Origin of the sequence: Burkholderia arboris (assembly GCF_038723655.1) — a bacterium.
GTDB lineage: Bacteria > Pseudomonadota > Gammaproteobacteria > Burkholderiales > Burkholderiaceae > Burkholderia > Burkholderia arboris.
In genome coordinates this window covers 2,514,261-2,534,739 of record NZ_CP109821.1, presented here as the reverse complement: position 1 = coordinate 2,534,739, position 20,479 = coordinate 2,514,261, and the positions used below count along the sequence as shown (strand labels likewise).

Annotated in this window: 18 protein-coding genes; 15 read left to right on the top strand and 3 right to left on the bottom strand. The window is 64.3% G+C overall.

All coding sequences use genetic code 11. The features are described from left to right. Window positions 1-6: 6 nt before the first annotated feature. Window positions 7-927 (bottom strand): glutamate/aspartate ABC transporter substrate-binding protein, encoded by a 921-nt coding sequence (locus tag OHZ10_RS11865; protein ID WP_342702556.1) that lies wholly within the window; start codon window positions 925-927, stop codon window positions 7-9. 213 nt (window positions 928-1,140) lie between these two features. Here OHZ10_RS11865 and hutH point away from each other — a divergent pair, with 213 nt between their 5' ends. The 10 genes from hutH (at window position 1,141) to OHZ10_RS11815 (ending at window position 13,684) form a co-directional block, all read left to right on the top strand. Further along, window positions 1,141-2,664, top strand: a complete 1,524-nt coding sequence (gene hutH, locus OHZ10_RS11860) for a histidine ammonia-lyase (protein ID WP_059233677.1) — start codon at window positions 1,141-1,143, stop codon at window positions 2,662-2,664. A gap of 4 nt (window positions 2,665-2,668) precedes the next feature. Continuing rightward, window positions 2,669-3,364 (top strand): histidine utilization repressor, encoded by a 696-nt coding sequence (gene hutC / locus OHZ10_RS11855; RefSeq protein WP_011352609.1) that lies wholly within the window; start codon window positions 2,669-2,671, stop codon window positions 3,362-3,364. Window positions 3,365-3,403: 39 nt separating this feature from the next. Then, on the top strand, window positions 3,404-5,092 hold the full coding sequence (hutU, locus tag OHZ10_RS11850; protein WP_059233678.1) for a urocanate hydratase: 1,689 nt from the start codon (window positions 3,404-3,406) through the stop codon (window positions 5,090-5,092). Window positions 5,093-5,094: 2 nt separating this feature from the next. Further along, a complete protein-coding gene (locus OHZ10_RS11845; protein ID WP_342702554.1) occupies window positions 5,095-5,706 on the top strand; it encodes a HutD family protein in 612 nt (203 codons plus the stop codon). Between the two features lie 4 nt (window positions 5,707-5,710). Next, entirely contained in the window at window positions 5,711-6,934 is a 1,224-nt protein-coding gene (hutI, locus tag OHZ10_RS11840; protein WP_059233680.1) for an imidazolonepropionase, read from the top strand. Between the two features lie 205 nt (window positions 6,935-7,139). Further along, window positions 7,140-8,516: a formimidoylglutamate deiminase gene (locus OHZ10_RS11835; protein ID WP_342702552.1), complete on the top strand. Its 1,377-nt coding sequence runs from the start codon at window positions 7,140-7,142 to the stop codon at window positions 8,514-8,516. 59 nt (window positions 8,517-8,575) lie between these two features. Further along, window positions 8,576-9,373 carry an N-formylglutamate deformylase gene (hutG, locus tag OHZ10_RS11830; protein ID WP_059233682.1) on the top strand — a complete coding sequence of 266 codons (798 nt, stop codon included), beginning with the start codon at window positions 8,576-8,578 and terminating at the stop codon, window positions 9,371-9,373. Between the two features lie 740 nt (window positions 9,374-10,113). Continuing rightward, window positions 10,114-10,920 (top strand): gamma-glutamyl-gamma-aminobutyrate hydrolase family protein, encoded by an 807-nt coding sequence (locus tag OHZ10_RS11825; RefSeq protein WP_059233683.1) that lies wholly within the window; start codon window positions 10,114-10,116, stop codon window positions 10,918-10,920. A gap of 12 nt (window positions 10,921-10,932) precedes the next feature. Next, window positions 10,933-12,270 (top strand): glutamine synthetase family protein, encoded by a 1,338-nt coding sequence (locus tag OHZ10_RS11820; RefSeq protein ID WP_059233684.1) that lies wholly within the window; start codon window positions 10,933-10,935, stop codon window positions 12,268-12,270. A gap of 28 nt (window positions 12,271-12,298) precedes the next feature. Then, window positions 12,299-13,684: an aspartate aminotransferase family protein gene (locus tag OHZ10_RS11815; RefSeq protein WP_342702550.1), complete on the top strand. Its 1,386-nt coding sequence runs from the start codon at window positions 12,299-12,301 to the stop codon at window positions 13,682-13,684. A 163-nt stretch (window positions 13,685-13,847) separates the two neighbouring features. Here OHZ10_RS11815 and cysC read toward each other — a convergent pair whose 3' ends face one another. Then, entirely contained in the window at window positions 13,848-14,390 is a 543-nt protein-coding gene (gene cysC / locus OHZ10_RS11810; protein ID WP_059233686.1) for an adenylyl-sulfate kinase, read from the bottom strand. 829 nt (window positions 14,391-15,219) lie between these two features. Between cysC and OHZ10_RS11805 the strand changes: the two genes are divergently transcribed. The 4 genes from OHZ10_RS11805 (at window position 15,220) to OHZ10_RS11790 (ending at window position 17,807) form a co-directional block, all read left to right on the top strand. Further along, window positions 15,220-16,080 (top strand): hypothetical protein, encoded by an 861-nt coding sequence (locus OHZ10_RS11805; protein ID WP_342702547.1) that lies wholly within the window; start codon window positions 15,220-15,222, stop codon window positions 16,078-16,080. Between the two features lie 16 nt (window positions 16,081-16,096). Next, window positions 16,097-16,519: a hypothetical protein gene (locus tag OHZ10_RS11800; RefSeq protein ID WP_342702545.1), complete on the top strand. Its 423-nt coding sequence runs from the start codon at window positions 16,097-16,099 to the stop codon at window positions 16,517-16,519. A gap of 108 nt (window positions 16,520-16,627) precedes the next feature. Further along, window positions 16,628-17,380: a hypothetical protein gene (locus tag OHZ10_RS11795; RefSeq protein ID WP_340624281.1), complete on the top strand. Its 753-nt coding sequence runs from the start codon at window positions 16,628-16,630 to the stop codon at window positions 17,378-17,380. After that, window positions 17,370-17,807 carry a DUF4279 domain-containing protein gene (locus OHZ10_RS11790; RefSeq protein ID WP_340624613.1) on the top strand — a complete coding sequence of 146 codons (438 nt, stop codon included), beginning with the start codon at window positions 17,370-17,372 and terminating at the stop codon, window positions 17,805-17,807. Before OHZ10_RS11795 ends, OHZ10_RS11790 begins: the two co-directional genes overlap by 11 nt. 400 nt (window positions 17,808-18,207) lie before the next feature. Here OHZ10_RS11790 and OHZ10_RS11785 read toward each other — a convergent pair whose 3' ends face one another. Next, a complete protein-coding gene (locus OHZ10_RS11785; protein WP_342702542.1) occupies window positions 18,208-18,882 on the bottom strand; it encodes a hypothetical protein in 675 nt (224 codons plus the stop codon). Between the two features lie 491 nt (window positions 18,883-19,373). Here OHZ10_RS11785 and OHZ10_RS11780 point away from each other — a divergent pair, with 491 nt between their 5' ends. After that, complete coding sequence (locus tag OHZ10_RS11780; protein ID WP_342702541.1) at window positions 19,374-20,291, top strand: plasmid-related transcriptional repressor protein; 918 nt, start codon at window positions 19,374-19,376, stop codon at window positions 20,289-20,291. Window positions 20,292-20,479 lie beyond the last annotated feature (188 nt).

Here is a 20,479-nt window from a genome sequence, read left to right as displayed (position 1 = left end):
CGGCGCTCACTCGAGCGGCGCATCGTTCGGCGCCGCGTAGCGTGCCTTGATCACGTCGCTCATCGGGAAGTCGAACGACAGCCCCTTCGGCGGCACCGGCTTCATGAACCATTTGTCGTAGAGCGCGTTGATCTCGCCGCGCTTCATCAACTGCACGAGCACGCCGTCGACGAGCGCCTTGAACTGCGGATCGTCCTTGCGCAGCATGAACCCGTAGGCTTCCGACGACTGCGGCGTGCCGACGATCTGCCAGTCGGCCGGTTTCGCGGCGAGCTGACGCACGCCCGCGAGCAGCACGTCGTCCATCATGTACGCGGCCGCGCGGCCCGATTCGAGCGTGAGGCGTCCTTCGCCGTAGTCCTTCGCGCTGATGATCTGCATGTTCATCTTCTTTTCCTCGTTCATCTTGCGCAGCAGGCGTTCCGACGTCGTGCCCTGGTTCGTCACGACCGTCTTGCCGGCGAGGTCGGGAAAGTCGTGGGTGCCCGACGTCGTGCGCGTGAGCAGCCGCGTCGTCGCGACGAAGAACGTGGTCGAGAACGCGACCTGCGCGTGGCGCGCGGCGAGGTTGGTGGTCACGCCGCATTCGAGGTCGACGGTGCCGTTCTGAACGAGCGGGATGCGGTTCTGCGACGTGACCGGGATGAAGCGCACCTGCAGGTCGGGCTTGCCGGTGCGCGCCTTCACGGCCGCGATCACGCGGTCGCACAGGTCCTGCGAGAAGCCGATCACCTTGCCGCCCGCATCGACGTAGGAGAACGGCACCGACGTTTCGCGGTGGCCGATCGAGATCAGGTTGCTCTGCCGGATCTTGTCGAGCGTGCCGGACAGCGGCTCGGCGGCGAGCGCGGCGCCGCACGCGAGCGTGCATGCGGCGACGAGCAGGGGGCGGCCGAACCGGCCGGCGAATCGTGACGGGAAAGGCATGGCGGTCTCCGGGGTGAATGCTGATCCGTATGTTGCCAAAGACAAAATAATTGCAACATATGTTAAGCGCCGGATCCCGTCGACCGATCCGGCGGGCCGCGCCGGACATCAGGGAAACTCCCAAGTCGAAATCGGTGAAAAACGGGTTGTCTAGACAAGTTGACGTGGCTACACTTCAATCCATTCCGAACTTGTCTAGACAGGATTGCTCACATGATTACGTTGACCCCCGGCCACCTGACCCTCCCGCAACTGCGCCAGATCGCACGCGAATCCGTGCAACTGACGCTCGACCCGGCCAGCTTCGCGAAGATCGACGCCGGCGCGAAGGCTGTCGCCGACATCGCCGCGAAGGGCGAGCCGGCCTACGGCATCAACACGGGCTTCGGCCGCCTGGCCAGCACGCATATCCCGCACGACCAGCTCGAGCTGCTGCAGAAGAACCTGGTGCTGTCGCACGCGGTTGGCGTCGGCGAGCCGATGGCGCGTTCGTCGGTGCGCCTCTTGATGGCGCTGAAGCTGTCGAGCCTCGGCCGCGGCCACTCGGGCATCCGCCGCGAAGTGATGGACGCGCTGATCAAGCTGTTCAACGCGGACGTGCTGCCGCTGATCCCGGTGAAGGGTTCGGTCGGCGCATCGGGCGACCTCGCGCCGCTCGCGCACATGTCGGCCGTGCTGCTCGGCGTCGGCGAAGTGTTCATCCGCGGCGAGCGTGCAAGCGCGCTCGACGGTCTGCGCGTCGCGGGCCTCGCGCCGCTGACGCTGCAGGCGAAGGAAGGCCTCGCGCTGCTGAACGGCACGCAGGCGTCGACCGCACTGGCGCTCGACAACATGTTCTCGATCGAAGACCTGTACCGCACGGCGCTCGTCGCCGGCGCGCTGTCGGTCGACGCGGCCGCCGGTTCGGTGAAGCCGTTCGACGCACGCATCCATGAACTGCGCGGCCACCAGGGCCAGATCGACGCAGCGGCGTCGTATCGCGACCTGCTCGAAGGCTCGCCGATCAACCAGTCGCACCGCGACTGCGACAAGGTGCAGGATCCGTACAGCCTGCGCTGCCAGCCGCAGGTGATGGGCGCGTGCCTGGACCAGATGCGCCATGCGGCCGACGTGCTGCTGGTCGAAGCGAACGCCGTGTCGGACAACCCGCTGATCTTCCCGGACACCGGCGAAGTGCTGTCGGGCGGCAACTTCCACGCCGAGCCCGTCGCGTTCGCGGCCGACAACCTCGCGCTCGCCGCAGCGGAAATCGGCGCGCTGGCCGAACGCCGCATCGCACTGCTGATCGATGCGACGCTGTCGGGCCTGCCCCCGTTCCTCGTGCGGGACGGCGGCGTGAACTCGGGCTTCATGATCGCCCACGTGACGGCGGCCGCACTCGCATCGGAAAACAAGACGCTCGCGCACCCGGCGTCGGTCGACTCGCTGCCGACTTCCGCGAACCAGGAAGACCACGTGTCGATGGCGACGTTCGCCGCGCGCAAGCTCGCCGACATCGCGGACAACACGAAGCACATCCTCGCGATCGAACTGCTGGCTGCCGCACAAGGCGTCGACCTGCGCGCGCCGTATCACACGAGCCCGAAGCTGGCGCCCGCGATGGAAACGATCCGCGGCAAGGTTGCGCACTACGAGCTCGATCACTACTTCGCACCGGACATCGCAGCGATCGCGAAGCTCGTCGGCGAGCGCGCGTTCGCGAAGATCAGCCCGTTCTCGTTCGCATCGGAACAGTAAGCTGATGAGCGCGCCGGTCTACCAGGAAATCAAGGATTTCATCCTGGGCCGCATCCACGCCGGTGAGTGGGAGGAGGGCGACCAGGTGCCGTCCGAGAACGAGCTGGCGCGCGAATTCAAGGTGGCACGCATGACCGTCAACCGCGCGCTGCGCGAGTTGACGGCCGAGCAGGTGCTCACGCGCATGAAGGGCGCGGGCACCTACGTCGCACGGCCGAAGTACGAGTCGACGCTGGTGGCGATCCGCAGCATCTCGGAGGAAGTCGGCGCACGCGGGCACGCGTATCACGCCAGCGTGCTCGGTCTCGACACGATCCGCGCCGACGAGGCGCTCGCCGACGAGATGCAGGTGGCCGTGCGCACGAAGCTGTTTCATTCGCAGGTGCTGCACTTCGAGAACGACGAGCCCGTGCAGCTCGAAGAACGGTGGGTGAATCCGGCGGTCGCGCCGGATTACGCCGAGCAGGATTTCACGAACACGACGCCGAACCTGTACCTGATGCGCGCGGCGCCGCTGCAGCGCGTCGAGTACCGGATCGAAGCGGCGGCCCCGGCGCCGGAACGGCGCGAGCAGCTGCGGATGGACGACGTCGAGCCGTGTCTGGTTTTACATCGGCGCACCTGGTCGCAGGGCGTCGTCGCCTCGGTGGCGAATCTGTGGCATCCCGGCAGCCGTTATCGCTTCACCGGGCATTTCTGATTCCTATTTGATAGTCATTTTCCTTCGGGAGCAGTCGTCATGAACCATCCGAAACACATCGATCCCCGTCTCGATCCGACGCGCACGATCCGCGCGCCGCGCGGCAGCGAGAAGACCTGCAAGACCTGGCTGGCCGAAGCGGCCTACCGGATGATCCAGAACAACCTCGACCCGGAAGTCGCCGAGCACCCGCATGCGCTCGTCGTCTACGGCGGCATCGGCCGTGCAGCGCGCAACTGGGAATGCTACGACCAGATCCTCGCGTCGCTGAAGGATCTCGAAGAGAACGAAACGCTGCTGATTCAATCGGGCAAGCCGGTCGGTGTGTTCCGCACGCACAAGGATGCGCCGCGCGTGCTGCTCGCGAACTCGAATCTCGTGCCGCACTGGGCGAACTGGGACCACTTCCACGAGCTCGACCGCAAGGGCCTGATGATGTACGGCCAGATGACGGCCGGCAGCTGGATCTACATCGGCAGCCAGGGCATCGTTCAGGGCACCTATGAAACGTTCTTCTCGGTCGCGAACCAGCACTTCAACGGCGACCCGTCGGGCCGCTGGATCCTGACGGGCGGCCTCGGCGGCATGGGCGGCGCGCAGCCGCTGGCCGCGACGATGGCCGGCTTCTCGATGATCGCGGTCGAATGCGACGAGACGCGCATCGACTTCCGCCTGAAGACGCGCTACGTCGACAAGAAGGCGACGACGCTCGACGAAGCGCTCGGCATGATCGAGGAAGCGAAGCGCACGGGCAAGCCCGTGTCGATCGGCCTGCTCGGCAACGCGGCCGACGTGTTCCCGGAACTCGTCAAGCGCGGCATCACGCCGGATTGCGTGACCGACCAGACGAGCGCGCACGACCCGATCAACGGCTACCTGCCGCAAGGCTGGACCGTCGCGCAATGGCGCGAAGCGCAGAAGGTCGATCCGCAGAGCATCGTGAAGGTCGCGAAGCAGTCGATGGCCGTCCAGGTGCAGGCTATGCTGGATCTGCAGGAACGCGGCGCGGCGACGCTCGACTACGGCAACAACATCCGCCAGATGGCGCTGGAAATGGGCGTCGAGAACGCGTTCGACTTCCCGGGCTTCGTGCCGGCGTACATCCGTCCGCTGTTCTGCGAAGGCAAGGGCCCGTTCCGCTGGGTTGCGCTGTCGGGCGATCCGGAAGACATCTACAAGACCGACCAGAAGGTGAAGGAGCTGATCCCCGACGATCCGCACCTGCACAACTGGCTCGACATGGCGCGTGAGCGCATCGCGTTCCAGGGCCTGCCGGCACGGATCTGCTGGGTCGGCGTGAAGGATCGCTATCGCCTCGGCCAGGCGTTCAACGAGATGGTCAAGAACGGTGAACTGAAGGCGCCGATCGTGATCGGCCGCGACCACCTCGACACGGGTTCGGTCGCCAGCCCGAACCGCGAGACGGAATCGATGAAGGACGGTTCGGACGCGGTCAGCGACTGGCCGCTGCTGAACGCACTGCTGAACACGGCAGGCGGCGCATCGTGGGTGTCGCTGCACCACGGCGGCGGTGTCGGCATGGGCTTCTCGCAGCACTCGGGCGTCGTGATCGTCGCCGACGGTACGGCTGAAGCGCACGAGCGTCTCGGTCGCGTGCTGCTGAACGATCCGGCGACGGGCGTGATGCGCCATGCGGATGCCGGCTACGAGCTCGCGCAGCAGACGGCCCGCGAAGCCGGCCTGAAGCTGCCGATGCTCGGCCGCTGAGCATGACGGCGCTCGACCAGGCGCCGGTGAACGTGACGCTGATCCGCGCGGCGGATCTCGTCGCGTCGCCGTGGAAGAACGGCGGCGGCGTGACGCGCGAGATCGGCGCGTTCCCGCCGGGCGCCGCGCTCGACGCGTTCGCGTGGCGCGTGAGCGTCGCGGATGTCGGCATGGCCGGGCCGTTCTCGCGTTTCGACGGGATCGACCGCACGCTCGTGCTGCTGTCCGGCGCCGGCATGACGCTGGCCGAAGCGGGCGGAGTGCAACACGTGCTCGATGCACCGCTGGCCCGTGCGGATTTCGCGGGCGAGACGGCGATCGACGCGACGCTGCACGACGGCGCGACGCGCGACTTCAACCTGATGACGCGCCGCTCGGCCGCACGGGGCGCGCTCGACGTGTGGCGCGCAGGCGCGCACCGCATCGCGCACGCCGATACCGTGCTGCTGTTTTGCGCGGCCGGTACGGTTGACGTTGAACTCGACGGCACGCACCACGCGCTGGAAGAACTGGACACGTTGCGGCTCGACGGGCCGCGGCGTGCGTTTGACGTCGTCGTGAGCGGTAGCGGCGCGCTGCTCGCCGTATCGCTCGCCATCGGCGAACGAGACTGAACGCATGAAACCGACTGTCTGGCATCACCTGAGGCTGTGTCCGCACGGCCATCCCGACGAGACGATCGACGATGCGGCGATCGCCGCCGACGAAACCGGCACGATCGTCTGGCTCGGCGCGTTGTCCGCGCTGCCGCACGGCTATGCGCACTGGCAGCGCGAAGACCTGCACGGCGCGTGGGTGACGCCGGGTCTCGTCGATTGCCACACGCACCTCGTGTACGGCGGCACGCGTGCCGACGAATTCGCGCAGCGCCTCGCGGGCGTCAGCTACGAGGAAATCGCGCGGCAGGGTGGCGGGATCGTGTCGACGGTGCGCGCGACACGCGCAGCCGACGAGACGACGCTGTTCGTGCAGGCCGCCGCGCGCCTGCAACCGCTGCTCGCCGAAGGCGTGACCGCGATCGAGATCAAGTCGGGCTACGGGCTCGACCTCGCGAGCGAACGCAAGATGCTGCGTGTCGCGCGCCAGCTCGGCGAACGCTTCCCGGTCACCGTCCATACCACCTTCCTCGGTGCGCATGCGCTGCCGCCCGAATATGCGGGCCGTGCGGACGCGTACATCGACGAAGTGTGCGACCGGATGCTGCCGGCGCTGGCCGACGAGGGGCTCGTCGACGCGGTCGACGTGTTCTGCGAACGGATCGGCTTCTCGCTCGCGCAGACCGAACGCGTGTTCGAGGCTGCGACGCGGCGCGGGCTGCCCGTGAAGCTGCATGCGGAGCAACTGTCGAACGCGGGCGGCACGGCGCTCGCCGCGCGTTACCGCGCGCTGTCCGCCGACCATCTCGAATTTCTCGACGAAGCGGGCATCGAGGCGATGAAGGCGGCCGGCACGGTCGCCGTGCTGCTGCCCGGCGCGTACTACTTCATCCGCGAAACGCAACTGCCGCCGATCGAGCTGCTGCGCAAGCACGGCGTGCCGATCGCGCTTGCGACCGATCACAATCCCGGCACGTCGCCGCTCGAATCGCTGCTGCTGACGATGAACATGGGCTGCACGCTGTTCCGCATGACGGTGCCCGAGGTGCTGCAGGGCGTCACGCGCCATGCGGCTGCGGCACTCGGCCGTGCGGATCGCCACGGCGCGCTCGAGGTCGGTCGCCAGGCCGACTTCGCCGCGTGGTCGGTCGGCTCGCTGTCCGAGCTTGCGTACTGGATCGGCCGGCCGCTGTGCGAGCAGGTCGTTCGCGGCGGCACGACGGTATTCCGCCGGATGAACGGATAGTGTTGCAATGGATCGGACCGGGCCGGGTAATGACGTGCCCGGCCCGATCGACGCTTTGCATGGGACCGGGCCGTGCGCGCCAGCGCGCACGCCGGTCGATCGCCGCGAAGCAGGGGCAGGCGCGCTGATGCGCTCGCACTTGCCGACCGCGGTACGCGGCCGGACGAGACGCCGAAGCGCTTGATCCGGTCAATAAGGACTCGCAATGACTGACACCATGTTGTTCGCGGACCATGCCTACCTGCCCGATGGCTGGCGCCGCAACGTGCTGCTGCGCTGGGATGCGGCCGGCACGCTGACCGGCGTGACGCCCGATACCGACGCGCCGGCAGGCATCTCGCGTGCGGCCGGGCCGGTGCTGCCCGGCATGCCGAACCTGCATTCGCACGCGTTCCAGCGCGCGATGGCGGGGCTCACCGAATACCGGGCGAATCCTGCCGACAGCTTCTGGAGCTGGCGCGACCTGATGTACCGTTTCGCGCTGAAGATCACGCCCGACGCGCTCGCGGCGATTGCGCGCTGGCTGTATGTCGAGATGCTCAAGTGCGGCTACACGTCGGTGTGCGAATTTCACTACGTGCATCACGCGCAGGATGGTTCGCGCTATCCGCAGATCGCCGAACTCGGCACGCGCGTGGTCGATGCCGCCCGTTCGGCGGGCATCGGCATCACGATGCTGCCGGTGTCGTACCAGTTCGCCGGCTTCGGCAACAAGCCGCCGCGCGAAGACCAGCGCCGCTTCATCAACACGCCCGACGGCCTGCTCGAACTGCTCGACACGATGCGTCGCGCGGCGCCCGAGCATGGCGGGCTGCGCTACGGCGTCGCGCCGCACTCGCTGCGCGCGGTGTCCGAGAACGGGCTGCGTGCGCTGCTCGACGGGTTGCCCGGCGATGCGCCCGTGCATATCCACATCGCCGAGCAGACGGCCGAAGTCGACGATTGCGTTCGCGCCTACGGCGCGCGCCCCGTACAATGGCTGCTCGATCGTTTCGATGTCGGGTCGCGCTGGTGCCTCGTGCATGCGACGCACGTCGACGCGGCCGAGACGGCCGCACTCGCGAAGCGTCGCGCGGTCGCCGGCCTGTGCCTGACGACCGAAGCGAATCTCGGCGACGGCGTATTCCCTGCCGTCGACTATCTCGCGCAGGGCGGCGTGATCGGCGTCGGTTCGGACAGCCACGCGTCGGTCGACTGGCGCTCGGAGTTGCGCCTGCTCGAATACGGGCAGCGGCTCGTGCACCGCGCGCGCAACGTGCTGGCGAGCGAGTCGCAGGCCCACGTCGCCGATCGCCTGTTCGACGCGTCGCTCGCGGGCGGCGCGCAGGCGAGCGGGCGGCGCGTCGGTGCGCTGCGCGAAGGCTGCCGCGCCGACTGGCTCGTGCTCGATCCCGACCATCCGGCGATCGCCGAACACGGCAGCACGGCATGGCTGTCGGGCATCGTGTTCGCCGAGCATGGCGAGACGCCCGTGCTCGACGTCTACACGGGCGGCGAACGCATCGTGAGCGGCCGCCGCCATCGCGACGAAGCCGTCGCGTATGCCGACTATCGCGCCGCGCTGGCGCAACTGCTGCGCTGACGCGCGGCAACCGGCGCACGCCGCACGTGTGCGCCGGCGGACTCTTACGGTGAGGCGACATGACTGAACAACCGGCTGTATTCACGCTGAAGCAGGGCACGCTGCCGCTGCTGATCTCGATCCCGCACGCAGGCACGCACATCCCCGACGACATCGCCGCGACGATGACGCCCGATGCGCGCTTCGTCGACGATTGCGACTGGCATCTCGAGCGGCTGTACGGTTTTGCGGCCGACCTCGGCGCGTCGATTCTCGTACCGTCGCATGCGCGCTATGTCGTCGACCTGAACCGCCCGCCCGACAACGAGAACCTGTATCCGGGGCAGGACACGACGGGGCTCGTGCCGGTCGATACGTTCGACAAGGCGCCGCTTTATCCGGCGAATGCGCTGCCCGGCAACGACGAGATCATGCGCCGCCGCGACCGCTACTGGCTGCCGTATCACGGCGCGCTGCAGGGCGAGGTCGCGCGCCTGAAGCGCGAACACGGCCGCGTGCTCGTGTGGGAAGCGCATTCGATCCGCTCGCACGTGCCGCGTTTCTTCGAAGGCCGCCTGCCGGACTTCAATTTCGGCACGTCGAGCGGTGCGAGCGCGACGCCCGGTCTCGCGGAGGCGCTGGCTGCACGGGTGCTCGCGCACGGCAGCTATACGGCCGTCGCGAACGGGCGCTTCAAGGGCGGCTACATCACGCGCCACTACGGCGTGCCCGATACCGGTGTCGAGGCCGTGCAGCTCGAACTGTCGCAGATCACCTACATGGAAGAGACGCGCCCGTACGCGTACGACGAAGCACGTGCAGCGCGGATTGTGCCGCTGCTGCAGACGCTCGTCGAAACCGCGCTCGCGCATCGCTGAACGCGGGCCGCACGCGTGCGGCAGCGCGGCGGAGCAGGGGCGTCGCGATCCGTCGGTGCGCACCGTGCGAGCCGACGCAATGCACAAAACGGCATCGATCTCACGGATCGATGCCGTTTTTTTTGTCTTTTTTTCGTCTGATCGATATCGTCATCCGCACCTGAAAATTTGACGCAATTTTTAGGTGATATAAGCTGAATGTCAGGAAGTCGTCACGCGCGCACCGGCGGCGAGGCCATCGACGATGGCTGTACTGCGCCGGCATCCGCTGCGAGACATCTTGCTGACGTGTCGCCGCGCGGCATTGCGACACGTGTCCTGCCTCCATCAGCCAGTCGAGTACGATCGTGAAAGCCGCCAGCCCTTCGATACGCCGGACGCGAAGTCCGTCGGCGGGCGCGCCGCCTCAGGCCGGGCCGAACCGGCGCCCTGATCGCGGCACGCGTGCCGCCCCGTTACGCGAACCTCGTTTCTTCGCCATTTCCCATCGCGGCCTGCGCCGCTTCAACCTCGTATCCGCGCACGTGTTCAGCGCGGTGCAGTGCGACGGCAGCGCATCGTTGTTGCCCTAGCGTCCTTTTCCGCATCCGTCCCGGGCCGCACCGCCTGTTGCCGCATCGTCCACGCGGCAGGATTGCGCATGCGCATCCGTTGCGCGATGGCGCGCGCAGGCGGCGCCTCCCCGGACCTTCATCGTTCCGCGCGCGAGCGTGTCGTGTGCGATTACCGGAGAGACGCCCATGCGCGCACGACCGATCGTAGCCGTCACCGCTGACCGTATCCTGCGCGGTGCGCATCCGAACCACACGGCAGGCGAGAAGTACCTTGCCGCACTCGTCGACGGCGCCGGCGTGCTGGCGTTCGTGCTGCCCGCGCTCGGCGCGCGGCAGCCGGCCGATGCGATCGTCGCGGCCGTCGACGGATTGTTGTTTACCGGCAGCTATTCGAACGTCGAACCGCATCATTACGGCGGTGACGCGAGTGCGCCCGATACGCTGCACGATCCGGCGCGCGATGCGACCGCGCTGCCGCTGATCCGCGCGGCGATCGACGCGGGCGTGCCCGTGCTCGCGATCTGCCGCGGCATGCAGGAACTGAACGTCGCGTATGGCGGCACGCTGCATCAGCGGCTGCACGCGACGAACGGCTTCGACGATCATCGCGAACGGCCCGCCGATCCGCTCGAACGGCAATACGGTCCCGCGCATGTCGTGCGACTCGCGCCGGGCGGCCTGCTGCAGCGGGTCGCGCGCGGCGCGCACGAGGCGACGGTCAATTCGCTGCACGACCAGGGCATTGCGCGTCTGGGCGCGGGGCTTGCCGTCGAAGCGAGTGCGCCCGACGGGCTGGTCGAGGCCGTCAGCGTGCGCGGTGCACGTGCGTTCGCGCTCGGCGTGCAGTGGCATCCCGAATGGCGCTACGCGGAACAGCCGCTGTCGCGCGATATTTTTGCGGCATTCGGCGCGGCGTGCCGCGCGCGCATGACGCACCGCCTTCATGCGGCCGGCGGCGCGATGCCGTCGCCGGCCGCATCCGACGTCGACTGAACGAGGCCGATCATGCAACCCGAACTGAGCGAATTCCTGCGACAGCACCGCATCACCGAAGTCGAGGCGATCATTCCCGACATGGCCGGCATCGCGCGCGGCAAGATCATTCCGCGCAACAAATTCGAATCCGGCGAATCGATGCGCCTGCCGCAGGCCGTGATGGTGCAGACCGTGACCGGCGACTATCCCGAGGACGGCACGCTGACCGGTGTGACCGATCCCGACATGGTGTGCGTGCCCGATCCGGCGACGATCTGCCTGATTCCGTGGGCCGTCGATCCGACCGCGCAAGTGATCCACGACTGCGTGCACTTCGACGGCTCGCCGGTCGAAATCTCGCCGCGCTACGTGCTGCGCCGCGTGCTCGACCTGTACAAGGAAAAGGGCTGGAAGCCCGTCGTCGCGCCGGAACTGGAGTTCTACCTCGTCGACATGAACGCCGATCCCGACCTGCCGCTGCGTCCGCCCGTCGGCCGCACGGGGCGCGCGGAAACCGGCCGCCAGTCGTATTCGATCGAGGCCGTCAACGAGTTCGATCCGCTGTTCGAGGATATCTACGAGTACTGCGAAATGCAGGGCCTCGATATCGAGACGCTGATCCACGAAGTCGGCGCTGCGCAGATGGAAATCAACTTCGTGCATGGCGACGCGCTGCCGCTGGCCGATCAGGTATTCCTGTTCAAGCGCACGGTGCGCGAGGCCGCGCTGCGTCACAACATGTATGCGACCTTCATGGCCAAGCCGATGGAAAACGAGCCGGGATCCGCGATGCACATTCACCAGAGCCTGGCGGACATGCACACCGGGCGGAACCTGTTCGCCGACGATGACGGCTCGGTGTCGCCGCTGTTCCACAGCTATCTCGCGGGGCTGCAGAAGTACACGCCGGCGTTGATGCCGATCTTCGCGCCGTACATCAATTCGTATCGCCGGCTGTCGCGCTTCATGGCTGCGCCGATCAACGTGCAGTGGGGCTACGACAACCGCACGGTCGGCTTCCGCATCCCGCAGTCGAGTCCCGTCGCGCGCCGCATCGAGAACCGGATTCCGGGTGTCGACTGCAACCCGTACCTCGTGTTCGCGGCAACGCTCGCCGCCGGCTATCTCGGGATGACGCAGCAGCTCGCGCCGACCGAGCCGATCGCATCGGACGGCTACGACCTGCCTTACCAACTGCCGCGCAACCTCGAAGAGGGCATTTCGCTGATGGCCGCGTGCGAACCGCTCGCCGGCATTCTCGGCGACAAGTTCGTGAAGGCCTACCTGGCATTGAAGGAAACCGAATATGAAGCGTTCTTCCGCGTGATCAGTTCGTGGGAACGCAGGCATCTGCTGCTGCACGTGTGAACGTGCGGCGCTGTTTTACGGAGGAAACATGACCGATCGAAACGAAGCTTTTCCGCCGCACTCGACCGCCGAATACCGTGCGCTCGACGCCGCGCACCACATCCACCCGTTCTCGGACATGGGCGCGCTGAACCGCGCGGGCAGCCGCGTGATCGTGAAGGCCGACGGCGTCTACCTGTGGGATTCGGACGGCAACAAGGTGATCGACGGGATGGCCGGTCTCTGGTGCGTGAACGTCGGCTACGGCCGCAAGGAACTCGCCGACGCCGCATACCGCCAGCTGCAGGAACTGCCGTTCTACAACACGTTCTTCAAGACCACGCACCCGCCGGTGATCGAGCTGTCGGCGATGCTCGCGGAAGTGACGCCGGCCGGCTTCAACCACTTCTTCTACTGCAACAGCGGCTCGGAAGGCAACGACACCGTGCTGCGCCTCGTGCACCGGTACTGGCGCGTGCAGGGCAAGCCGCAGAAGAAGTACGTGATCTCGCGCAAGAACGGCTACCACGGCTCGACGATCGCGGGCGGCACGCTCGGCGGGATGGGCTACATGCACGAGCAGATGCCGTCGAAGGTCGAGCACATCGTGCACATCGACCAGCCGTATTTCTTCGGCGAAGCGCAGCCGGGCGAAACGCCGGAAGCGTTCGGTCTCGCGCGTGCGCAGCAGCTCGAAGCGAAGATTCTCGAACTCGGCGCGGAGAATGTCGCGGCATTCATCGGCGAGCCGTTCCAGGGCGCGGGCGGCGTGATCTTCCCGCCGTCGACCTACTGGCCGGAAATCCAGCGGATCTGCCGCAAGTACGACATCCTGCTCGTTGCCGACGAAGTGATCGGCGGGTTCGGGCGCACCGGCGAATGGTTCGCACACCAGCACTTCGGCTTCGAGCCGGACCTGATCACGATGGCGAAGGGCCTCACGTCGGGCTACGTGCCGATGGGGGCGGTCGGCATTCACGAGCGCGTCGCGCGGCCGATCATCGACAACGGCGAATTCAATCACGGCCTCACGTACTCGGGCCACCCGGTGGCGGCGGCCGTCGCGGTCGCGAACCTGAAGCTGCTGCGCGACGAAGGGATCGTCGAGCGCGTGAGGAACGATATCGGACCGTATTTCCAGCGGCGGCTGCGCGATGCGCTGGGCGATCATCCGGTCGTCGGGGAGATTGCGGGAGCGGGGCTGGTCGCCGGCGTCCAGCTGGCGCGCGACCGCGACCGGCGCGAGCGGTTCGGCGCGGACGCCGATATCGGCACGATCTGCCGCGACTTCTGCTTCAACGGCAACCTGATCATGCGTGCGACCGGAGACCGGATGCTGCTGTCGCCGCCGCTCGTGATTCGCGAAGCAGAAGTCGACGAGATCGTCGACAAGGCAAAGCGCGCGTTCGACGCGACGGCGGCGCGGGTGGGGTAGTCGTGAAGCGAGGTACCCCGCGCGGGTGCGATTGCGATCGTGCGCGGGGGCATACGGAATCTCGTTCGGACGGGATCTGAGGTCGGGCCGGCTTTCGAAGCGGCCCGTTCGGCGGCGGGCAGTGTGAGGTATCGCCCGGCAGCGAAATGACGGCAGGCAGCGGTTACGCAGTCGCGAAGCGCTGGCGCTCGAAATTCATCACGAGCGCGACCGATGCGGCGATATCGAGCGTTCCCGTATCCACGATCAGATCGGGGGCGGCCGGCACTTCGTACGGATCGGAAATGCCGGTAAATTGCGTCGTCTGGCCGGTGATCGCTTTTGCGTAAAGCTGCTTCGGATCCCGCGCGGAGCAGGTGGCAATATCGGTTTTCAGGTAGACCTCGACGAACCGATTCGACCCGATGATGTCTCGTGCCCGCTGCCGGTCGGCCTCGTACGGCGAGATCAGCGCGACGATTGCGACGATCCCCTGCCTGTTGAGCAATTTCGCGATTTCGGCCGTGCGGCGACAGTTTTCGGTACGGTCCTCGCGCGTGAAGCCGAGATCCGGCGAAACGCCTGCACGCAACTCGTCTCCGTCGAGGATGCAGACCGGCACATTGCGGGCGCGCAGCTGCCCGGCAATTTCGTGCGAGAGGGTCGACTTGCCGGCGCCACTCAAACCGGTCAGCCACAGGGTGTAGTCGTTGTTCTCTGATGACATGGGTATTCTGGTTCTATCGCCAGCTCATCATCGCAAGTCATGATTTCGTGCCGTAAATGCGATGCTGATTCGGCTGGCTGTTATATGGCGAAACGATTCTATGCATCCGAATTCGGACAAATGTTACATAACAATTACCAATAATTACAATCGCGGTTTTCCCTCTTTCGTATTGAAGGTTCCGTAGCTACACGATTGAAATTGATGGGCTTTTTGACGATGCAGGGTACGCTGGTCGCGCCGGCGTGCCTGCTTCCGATTGGCGAAAAGGGAATCGATCAGATGGTGAATGTCTTATTCGTCTGATTGTTCGCCAATGCGAATTGCCAATGTTGGGCGAATTGCGTGGCGTCGGTGGACAAGCGTTTGAGAAAGTGCACTTCGGCGAAGTGTGCCGATGTGAGGGATTGAATGGCGGCCGGAAAACTTCAGGGCGCCGGACGGGCTTGCCGGGGTGATGCCGGTGCCTGGTTGGATCGGAAATATGGTTGCCGGCAAAGGCGATGAATTTACCGCGGTTGTACGGGAAGGGAGTCGGCGGTGAGATTCCGCAATCGGGGCATAGGCTCCGAAGTAGGCAGTCGTGAAAGGGCGGCGAGCCAAAACGAAAAGGGCCTGCGTCGTGAGACGCAGGCCCTTGAATTCTTTGGTGGGCGGTACTGGGATCGAACCAGTGACCCCTGCCGTGTGAAGGCGCGTGGATGACCGAAAAGCCATGCGCGAAGAAGTGAGAATCACAATGAATCAATGACTTACGAATTTCCATCGAGCACGGTGATCTGCCTCTTTAGGCGATTTTCCGTGCTCTTTCCGTACGGAATCCGTAGTCATGAGCAAGCAAATTTCAATCATCAGCGCTGACGCAAGGGCGCGTTTGGCCGTCCGTCGCGAGCCGTATTGGTGTGTTCTTCGTAAGGGTCTGGCCGTAGGGTACAGGCGGGTTTCCGAGGGGGAGGGAACATGGATCGCCCGCCAGCGCGACGAGTCCACGGGCCGCCAGCAATACCAGTCGTTAGGGCATGTCGAGACATTCGAAGACGCGGCAACCGCCGCGCGGGAGTGGGCCGACACGGAGGCTCGCGGCGTGGTGCTGCTCGAATCGGTGAACGTTGAGCAAGCATGTAAGCGATATGTCGCCCGTCTGAGAGCAAACAAGCGCGATAAGACTGCGGACGATGCTGAGGCACGATTCGAAACGCACGTGTACAAAGCGCCGGTGGCTAAGGTGGCTCTGGACAAACTCACTAGCGTTCACATAAGCGACTGGCGCGACGGGCTGATTAAGAGGGCCAAATCGGACGATCTGGAAGCGATCCGCCGAGCCAAGGACACAGCCAACCGCCACCTGTCCTCATTCAAAGCAGCGATGAATCTCGCGTTCAAGGACGGCCTCTACGCGAGCGACGCAGCGTGGCGCAGGGTCAGCGCGTTCCGTGGCGTAGGGAAGGGCAGGCAAGGCTATTTGACTGTCGACCAAAGGCGCTCGCTCATCGTGGCGTGCGCGACTGATCTCGCAACATTCATCAAGGGGCTGCTGCACACGGCATCGCGACCCGGCGAGTTGATCAAGGTTCGTGCGTCGGACTTCAACGAGCGGCAAGGCACGTTGCAGTTGTCTTCCGCACTCTGGATCGATTCGCAGCTGTGCGCCAGAACAAGACCATATAACAACAAGCATTTATCAACTTAACTATGGAGTACGAAACATGAAGCTTAAATCCACGGACAAGCGCGTCAACCACGACACCATCTTTCGCGACACGCAGTTTCGTGAGCAACACCGCGCCCACTTCGATCAATACATCCGCCTTCGAGTAGAGGGCAAGGGCGCTCGCGCGGCGTTCGACATCGCCTTTGGAAGCTTGTTTGAGTTCTGCGGGATGCCGATTGGGTGGGCCGCGCACCTGGCCGACTGCGCCTTGTACAACGAAGTGGATGCCGCGATCCGTCTCGCGCCGGTTTCGAGTATGTGGAACGAACACAAGGCCACGCAGAATTTGGCTGAGATCGCCCAAGATCACACTGCACCAGCCAGCCAGCGCCTAAAGGCCATGAAGGAACTCCAACTGGTGGGCCAGTTCGGTCAGGTCGGTGCGGCTCACATCGAGAAGAATCGAACGAGGCATTGAAGCGAAGCCGTCCGGACACTCCTGCTAAAGTATCGGCTTTGAAGTGCTTGGCCTAACGTTGAGAGAGCAACGTTATGTCCTGCGAAGCCGATACGGAGAACGAGATTCATGGCTTCAGTGACAATTGATCTGGGTTTTGGAAAACGCGCTACGCTGACGCGCGCGGCGGGTTCTGGCAGTGCGAATCGGACGGCCAGCCAACGCAGCGATGTGTCTGACTTGATGCTGCACTGGCCGAAGTACGCGGGCCTTACGGGCGGAGCTTCCGACTACGTTCGAGAGCTAGGCCTGGGCTTTCATAGTAGCGATCCGGTTGCCGCGCTAAAGTCAGCCATAGAAGACGGGCGAGTGTCTGTGTCCATAGATCGACCGGTGGGTGGCGGCGGTGGCGGCTCTGCCGGAGGCTCTCCCACAACACCGCCTTTCCCAAAAGCCAACAGATTCGCCAGCGTGCCGGGAATGGCCGCGCTGCCGGTCGACAAGCCCATGCCGAGTTGGGCGACACCTAGTGACGTGTCGGCAGGCGGGTTGATGAGCTATCTGGAGGGCGTCGCAGGTGCGGGGGCGGGAGGTGCATCGGCCTTGCCGGGCGGCGCATCCTCCTTGCTTGGCGACGCGCAACCGTTCGATTACATCGGAGGCCAAGTCAGCGATAGCATCGAATCGCTCGCTGCCGCGACCAACAACCCGAACTTTGCGGCCAAGATGCTTGGGTACGATCGCAAGACATTCGGGCAGATGCTGCACATCCTGAAGCCAGCAAACGGCTTAGGGCCTGCCGACAATGTCATCTTCCATGACAGCGGAGATGTCGAGTTCAAAGGCGTAATTATTGACAACATCCATGACTATGCACCCTGACTCACCTACGCCTCCCGAAAGCGCGCTGGCACACGCGACGTTCATCATCTCGTCGGAGGACACGCACCCGGATGTGTGGACTGCATTCTTTGGCGTGTTCCCAACTCGGACGATTACGCGAGGAAAGCCCTATCTGCTGCCGTCTGGTCGCCTCAGCACCCGGCCGGGCAAGCTCAATCTTTGGGCGTTGGAAAGCAAGGCTGCTGTTCAAAGTGATAGGCTGGAGCCACACCTGCGTTACCTGATCGATCGCCTTTCGTTGCCGCGCGATGGCCTCCGGGAGCGAATCGAAAAGTCTGCCGCGCGGATGCGGTTCTTCTGCTACTGGGACAACGAAGCTGGTGATCGTGTCCCGTATGTGTCAGAGGACACCCGCAAGCTCATCGAATCGATTGGCGGTGTAGTTGAAATCGATGAGTATCGGTAGACGTGCTGGCGTGTGAGCAGGCCGGGAGGCGCGGTGCTTGAAAGGGTGGCGCGCCTCTGATTTGCGGCACGATGAGCCGAGAGGCACGAGCGCGCGAAAGCCCACCGGACTGCCGCGAAGTTCGATGTAAAACTAGGGAAGGGCTTGCTGCGGCCGGGACTGGCCTGAGAAGCTCACGTACAATTTCCGTATGACGTTCCGTACGCTTAGGTTACGAGACGCGTCATATCGGCCGTGAGTCATTGAATTCTTTGGTGGGCGGTACTGGGATCGAACCAGTGACCCCTGCCGTGTGAATCGGAAAGTTGGCACTAACTACGCTGGACTGTACTTGGCTTCCCTTGAAAACTCAAGACCGCTGCACCCTTGAGTTCCCTGTCGGTAACCGTGGCTCCCGTGCTCAGTGTGCCAGATTTGTGCCATGGGAGAGACCCGTGGCGCGTTCCAGATCCGTGACCGTAAGATTGAACTGCTTGAGGTGACGTTGGATGCGGCAGCGATCACTTGCGATGAAGCGGGCCAGTCTGAGCTGGTTCTCTGCATCCTCAATTTCGGCAGCGCGTTCCAGCGTTGCACGGAACGTGGCCAAGACTTTCGTCGAGACTTTCTCTACGCTCTCATGTGTCAACGGGACCGTACGCCTCTTTAGCCCCTTTAGGATGGGTCTCGCGGCCTCGATTGCGTCGAGGCGGGTGCGCCAGTTACCGATCTCACGCCACCAGTCGTCGTTATCAGTGAGGAGTGCGCCCCACGCCCAAGAGGATATGGCGCTTCTCGCTCGCCGCATGGGCATTGGGCGCGAATATTCGTACTCGCGCTGTTTTCGTCCTTCCGCCGCGGTGTCGCCCGTATCCTCGTAACCGTAGAACAGTCGTTCGACTTCTTTCTGTGTTCCCGCGATGAGCCACAGTCGTACGGCTAGTTCCTGAGATACATGCAGCGGCAAATCGCGAATTCGCTCGCACGGGCTTTCCTCATCGACCTTTCTCAGTTCGTCTTTCCGGATATCGCGTAGTGCGGCCGTAAAAAGCATTGCTAGCGCGTGTTCGGGCATTTTCGCGTAGTCGAGAGCCATCCTTCTTCCCCTATCTGCGTTTTGGTTCCCCCTATTGATGATACGGAGTCCGTACTCCACCTCGCAAGAGCGATTTGAAAACCACGGAACTGCGCGCTAAGTGTCCTCACCTGTCTGGCGGCCTGAGAAGGATGATCAGGTCACAACAGGAACTTCGGGGGAACCGAAACATGGAAGAGCGAAACTACGACCTTGCAGCCAAGTTGAGCAAAGCTGGTGACGATTTGTTGGTGGGACCTGAGGAAGTCGCCGCACTGTCTGGCCTGAGCCCGGCGACCATTGGTAAGCGCAAGGTGGCGTCCATGCCTTCGCCGATGCCGGGCGTACGCCGGTTGCGGTGGCGACTCGGCGATATCAGGCGGTGGATGCGCGGTCCGGCTGCCGACAGCGCCGATTCAAATGCAACCGCTAGACCCACGCGGCGCGGTCGGCCGACAAAGGCGGAAGAAATGGCGCGACTTGGTCGTGCGCCGCAGTCTTGATCGCCGACTATGGCTGAGCCGCTCCTCGCCGATGAATTTGGCAATACGCCCCGCGCGGACCGTTGTGTGCCGATCAGCACGCTCGACCTCCTTCGGCAACGTGAGGCGGAGGCGCTGGCGCGTACAGAGGTGCGACGTGCGCAGGAGGGGCCGACGCAGCTTTTCCTGCCAGGCATAGACGAATTCATGCGCGCGATGCCGAATCATATTGCCCGGTCTAGTCTGTTCGCACCCGTGGCACGAGGTCGCAAAAAGATACTCAAGGACGCCGTGCTCGTCAGCCGTGCCGACGCCGTCATCAAGTTTTGGGGTGAACAGTTGGACGAGGCGCAGGCTGACGTTTGGATGCAGGCAATCCACGAGGCGAGCAGCCACCAGTTAGGCGCCCCAGTGATTGTCAAGCGCGCCCGGTTCCTGCGCTCCATCGGGCGACACGTTGGGAACTACGAGTACAAATGGCTACTTCGCACATTCGAGGCGCTGACGTTCGCCATGCTCGTGATCGACGTGACAAAAGACGGCAGACCGAAATACGAGATCGGCAAGAAGCGCGCTTTGCATCTGATTGATGGATTCGACTACGACGAAGAAACCGAATCGTACACGCTGCGAGTCGATCCACGTTGGCGGTTGATGTTCGAGAATCGCGAGTTCGCTTTGATCGATTGGGATAAGCGGCTGCGGTTCGGGCCGAGACAGGATATGGCGAAGGCGCTTCAACGGCTTGTTGCCACGTCCAATGACTCGGTGCAAAGGAACCCCGTGGAGTGGCTAAAACGCAAGCTGGAATACACAGGGAGGATGCGTGATTTTGTTGACGCGCTTGATCGCGCCATGCGCGAGCTTGAGCGCTTAGAAATTATCGTCGGCGGTCGGATCGAGACGAGCACGAAGGGGCGCCCTCAGACGGTGTGGACAAGGCTATGAAAACCATCGGGGTTACATCGCTTCATCGTCGGGGTTACGTCGTGGCTCATCGGGGTTACATCGCGCTTTTTCGGGGTTACGTCGCACACCACGTTTGCAACCCATTGTTGCGATTGGATTTTCCGACGCGCTTTCGCCCTCTACCTTTCTTCTACCTTTTTTCTACCTCGGCCCCTTGTGGACAAGTC